This is a genomic window from Stenotrophomonas sp. P5_B8 (assembly GCF_054049855.1).
The window spans coordinates 1-4,838 of record NZ_JBFULO010000298.1; the positions used below are offsets into that span (position 1 = coordinate 1).

Consider the following 4,838-nt stretch of genomic DNA (forward strand, 5'->3'; position numbering starts at 1 on the left):
GGAGGCCGCCACGCGGCCGGGGGACATTTGCGCCAGGGGCCTACCGCCCGCTACGGGGCCCTCACGCTCGCGGTAGCCCCGAACGGAGACACCACCCGATCCACCGTCGCCGGCACTGCCCGTCCACACGAGTAGCCTCTCACTCACGCTGCGAAGGCCCTCGCAACGAGACGCGCCGCTCAGATGGGAGAAGAACCATAAAAAAACGCCCGGGCAAGCCGGGCGTTTCGTTGTGGCACGTTACCGGTGGAGCCACCACGCTTGGCGGCTCACCGATACGGACCTCAGTGCGCCCGCACCCGCGCCACGATCTTGGCCGCCTGCGCCGCGCTGTCGCGCACCTTGTCCCACTGACCGTGCTCGATCCAGCTCCCCGGCACCATCCACGACCCGCCGATGCAGACCACGTTCTTCTGCTCCAAGTACTCGGCCGCCGTGTCCTCGGTGATGCCACCGGTCGGGCACAGCTTCAGGTCCGGAATCGGGCCGGCCAGGCCCTTGATCATCGCCAGCCCGCCCACGGCCGAGGCCGGGAACAGCTTGCACACCCGGAACCCACGCGCATACAGCGCCAGCATCTCCGTCGGCGAGGCCGCACCGGGTACCACCGGCAGCACCGCCTGCGCCAACGCATCGGCCATGTGCGCCGGCGTCCCCGGCGTCACCAGGAAATCCGCGCCCGCATCGATCGACTGCTGCATCTGCGCCACCGTCAGCACCGTGCCCGCACCCACCACCACATCGGGCAGCTCGCGCTTGAGCATCGCCAGTGCCTCCATCGCCACCGGCGTACGCAGCGTCAACTCGATCGCCGGCAGCCCGCCTTCCAGCAGCGCGGCACTGACCGCGCGCGCCTGGTCGAGCGTATGCACGGTCACCACCGGCAGGATGCCGGCGGCAAGCAGCAGGGATTCGGCGCGTTTCTGGTGTTCGGCGATGCTCATGTGTTCTTTCTCTCTTCTCAATGACTGAAGCGCAAAAAGCGCCGAAATGTGTCGGGAGGCAGCGGTTGGCCCTGATCAGGACCGTCAAGCGGCATGGGCCCGACGCATGCGTCGGGCGGGTTGGGCAGGACGCCCAACCCTGGCCTTGCTGTGTACGCAGGATCGCGTACACGCGCAAGCCGCTTGCGAGCCCCCATGGATGGGTTTACGGCGTGTCCTGATCAGGGCCAACCGCTGYCTCGGCCAGGACAACCAACCGCTGCGTTTGCTTCAGGCGTCCTTCGCCTCATGCGGCGCATCCGCCGCCGCCGCATCACGACCCAGATCGTACTCGGCGTCGTAATTCCAGATATCGCCCTCGGCCGTCGCCGGCCCGCACGAAATCGAAATCGCGCCCTGGTCGGCCGGACCCACCACGCGCCGGTTCAGCGCGAACAGATTGCGGCCCAGATCGTTCGCCGCCGGTGCGGTGTTGGGTGCCGGCGCGCGCGCGGCGAATTCCGCCGCATCCACCAGCAACTCCAGCGTGCCGGCTTCACCATCCAGGCGGATGATGTCGCCCTCGCGCACCCGCGCCAGCGGACCACCGCGCGAGGCTTCCGGGGTCATGTGGATGGCCGCCGGGAACTTGCCCGATGCGCCCGACAGACGACCATCGGTCACCAGCGCCACCCGCCGTCCCTGGTTCTGCAGCAGCCCCAGCAGCGGCGCCAGCGAATGCAGCTCGGGCATGCCATTGGCACGCGGCCCCTGGTAACGCACCACCGCAACGAAATCGTGCGGCAGCACGCCGGCCGCATGCAGCTTGTTGAGTACCTGCGGCGCATCGACCACCACGGCCGGTGCCTCGATCGTGCGGAACTCCGGCTTTACCGCCGACAGCTTGATCAGCGAACGGCCCAGGTTGCCGCGCAGCAGGCGCAGACCGCCCTGGGCTTCAAACGGCTCGGCCACGCCACGCACCACGCCGGGGTCGGCGCTTTCGCGCACACCGTCGACGTAGGTCAGCGTGCCATCGCGCAGCGCCGGCTCCTGGCCGTACTGGCGCATCCCGCCTTCGGCCACGGTCTGTAGGTCGGCGTGCATCAGCCCGGCGTCCATCAGTTCGCGGAACACGAACGCGGTGCCGCCGGCGGCGGCGAAACGGTTCACGTCGGCCTCGCCGTTGGGGTACACGCGTGCCAGCAGCGGCACCAGCTGCGACAGCTGGTCCATGTCGTCCCAGGTCAGCACGATGCCGGCCGCGCGTGCCACCGCGATCCAGTGGATGGTGTGGTTGGTCGAACCGCCGGTGGCCATCAGCGTCACCACCGCGTTGACGATCGCGCGCTCGTCGATCAGGCGGCCGAGGGGACGGAAGTCATCGCCCAGTGCACTGATTTCCAACGCGCGCTCACCGGCGCGACGGGTCAGCGCATCGCGCAGCGGTGTATCCGGATTGACGAACGACGCGCCCGGCAACTGCACGCCCATCGCCTCGAGCAGGGTCTGGTTGGAGTTGGCGGTGCCGTAGAAGGTGCAGGTGCCCGCGCCGTGATACGAGCCGGCTTCGGCTTCCAGCAGTTCTTCGCGGCTGGCCAGGCCGGCCGCGTAGCGCTCGCGCACTTCGGCCTTCTGCTTGTTCGGGATGCCCGGGGTCATCGGGCCGGCCGGCAGGAAGATCGCCGGCAGGTGGCCGAACGCCAGCGCGCCGATCAGCAGGCCCGGCACGATCTTGTCGCACACGCCGAGGTAGACGCTGGCATCGAACATGTCGTGGCTCAGGCCGATCGCGGTGGACTGGGCGATCACATCGCGCGAGAACAGCGACAGCTCCATGCCGCCGCGGCCTTGGGTGACACCGTCGCACATCGCCGGCACGCCGCCGGCCACCTGCGCGGTGGCGCCCATGTCGCGCGCGGTCTGGCGCAGGATTTCCGGGTAGTGCTCGAACGGCTGGTGGGCCGAGAGCATGTCGTTGTAGGCAGTGATGATGCCCAGGTTCGGGGTGACCCCGCCGCGCAGGCGCGACTTGTCGGTCGGGCCGCAGGCGGCGAAGCCGTGGGCGAGGTTGCCGCAGCTCAGGCGCGAGCGGAACGGGCCGTCGCGCAGTGCGGCATCGATCCCGGCAAGGTACGCGGCGCGAGAGGCGACGCTGCGCTGGACGATGCGCTGGGTGATGGCATGGAGTTGGGGATGCAGGCTCATTGGCTACCGGCTATGAGAGGGCGAACGGAACAACACCGGGAGAGATCAGTCACACCAGTGGACGCGCAGTTTCGCGCCGTCGAGATCGATCGCGTTGAGGATGGGATACAGCTGCGGATTGTTGCTTTCCAGCGCCTGCTTGAGCACTTCCAGCTTCTGCTTGCCGCGTAGCAGCAGCAGGCGCTGGCGGCTCTGCTTCAAGCCGTGCGGGGTGAGCGTGATGCGCAACGGCCACTGATTGGCACCGGGGCAACCGGTGGCGTCCAGCGCGGCGTAGGGCAGGGTGCTTTCCAGTGCGCGGTTCAGGTCCTTGGAGCCGGGAAACAGCGAGGCGGTATGGCCGTCGTTGCCCATGCCGAGCACGCTCAGGCACGGTGTCTGGCTGTGCTGGGCCTGCAGGTTGGCGGTATACACGCACTCGGGCAGCGGCTTGCCGACCCGCACCAGCGGATCGAAATGCGCGCCTTCGGCACGCGCCAGGAAGCTTTCGCGGACCAGCCAGGCATTGCTGTCGCGATCCTGCGGCGACAGCCAGCGCTCATCGACCAGGCTCACTTCGACCCGGTCCCAGTGCACGTCCAGTTCGGCCAGCGCCTGGTAGACCGGGGCCGGCGTGGTGCCGCCGGACAGCAGCATGCGCGCGCGGCCGAAGGTGGTGATGTCCTGGTTGAGCGCCTGTGCCATTTCCGCGGCGATGGCTTCGATCCAACCATCGGCATCGCCGTGGCGGATCAGCGTGAAGCGGTCGGAGGTGTCCAGCGTATTCATGCGTTGATTCCTGGCAGGTCGCGCTCGACATCGGCGGCGTAGGCGGCCGAACCGAGCAGGCCGGCATGCGGGTGCATCACCGCCAGCGAGGGAACGCGGGCCATGATCGAAGAGAAGCGTCCCTTGTGTTCGAAGCGCTGGCGGAAGCCGGAATGCTGCAGGGAATCGAGCATCTTCGGGGTCAGGCCGCCGGTGAGGAACACGCCATCCCAGGCGCCCTGCATCAGCACCAGGTCGCCGGCGATGGCGCCGAACACCGCGCAGAACACATCCACCGTGCGCATCGCCTGCGGGTCGCCGTGCAGCGCACGGGCAGTGACGTCCACTGGCTGCAGCTGGCCCGGATCGATGTCGGCCATCTCGCAGACCGCGCGATGGATGTTGACCAGGCCGGGGCCGCAGATCAGGCGTTCGTTGGAGACGCGGCCGAACTGCTCGGAGAGGATTTCCAGGATGCGGATTTCTTCTGGCGTGCCGGGCGGGAAGCTGACATGGCCGCCCTCGGTTTCCAGCGGATAGCAGCGGCCGTGGCGCAGGATCAGCCCGCCCACGCCCAACCCGGTACCCGGGCCGATCACCGCGTAGTTGCGCGGCTGGCCCGGCTTGCCCGGCACCCACGCCGCACCGCCGACCTGGACCACGTCCTGCGGCTGCAGCAGCGAGATCGCCATCGCCTGCGCGGCGAAATCGTTGATCAGGTGCAGTTCGTCGAAGCCGAGCATCAGCGCGGTGCGGCTGCGCGAGATCACCCAGGGGTGGTTGGTGATGCGCGCCTCGTCGCCGTCCACGCGGCCGGCCACGGCGAACACGCCGCGTTTGGCCTGCGCGCCGACCTGTTCCAGATAGTGCTGCGCCGCCTCGCCCAGCGAGGGGAAATCAGCGACCGCGAATTCGCGGATGCTGTCCTGCTGCAGCGGTGCGTCCAGGCTGGTGTCGGCG

4 protein-coding genes are annotated in these 4,838 nt (G+C 68.6%); all 4 read right to left on the reverse strand.

Translation table 11 applies throughout. The features are described 5' to 3' along the window. Nucleotides 1-284: 284 nt before the first annotated feature. The 4 genes from ACXJKH_RS14835 to glk all read right to left on the reverse strand — a co-directional run bounded on the left by ACXJKH_RS14835 (nucleotide 285) and on the right by glk (nucleotide 4,825). Nucleotides 285-944: a bifunctional 4-hydroxy-2-oxoglutarate aldolase/2-dehydro-3-deoxy-phosphogluconate aldolase gene (locus tag ACXJKH_RS14835; RefSeq protein WP_457320386.1), complete on the reverse strand. Its 660-nt coding sequence runs from the start codon at nucleotides 942-944 to the stop codon at nucleotides 285-287. Between the two features lie 270 nt (nucleotides 945-1,214). After that, the gene (gene edd, locus ACXJKH_RS14840; protein WP_256774077.1) at nucleotides 1,215-3,131 is read right to left on the reverse strand and encodes a phosphogluconate dehydratase; all 1,917 of its coding nucleotides are present in this window, start codon (nucleotides 3,129-3,131) and stop codon (nucleotides 1,215-1,217) included. Nucleotides 3,132-3,176: 45 nt separating this feature from the next. Then, on the reverse strand, nucleotides 3,177-3,899 hold the full coding sequence (gene pgl, locus ACXJKH_RS14845; RefSeq protein ID WP_457320388.1) for a 6-phosphogluconolactonase: 723 nt from the start codon (nucleotides 3,897-3,899) through the stop codon (nucleotides 3,177-3,179). Further along, complete coding sequence (gene glk, locus ACXJKH_RS14850) at nucleotides 3,896-4,825, reverse strand: glucokinase (protein WP_457320390.1); 930 nt, start codon at nucleotides 4,823-4,825, stop codon at nucleotides 3,896-3,898. Before glk ends, pgl begins: the two co-directional genes overlap by 4 nt. Nucleotides 4,826-4,838 lie beyond the last annotated feature (13 nt).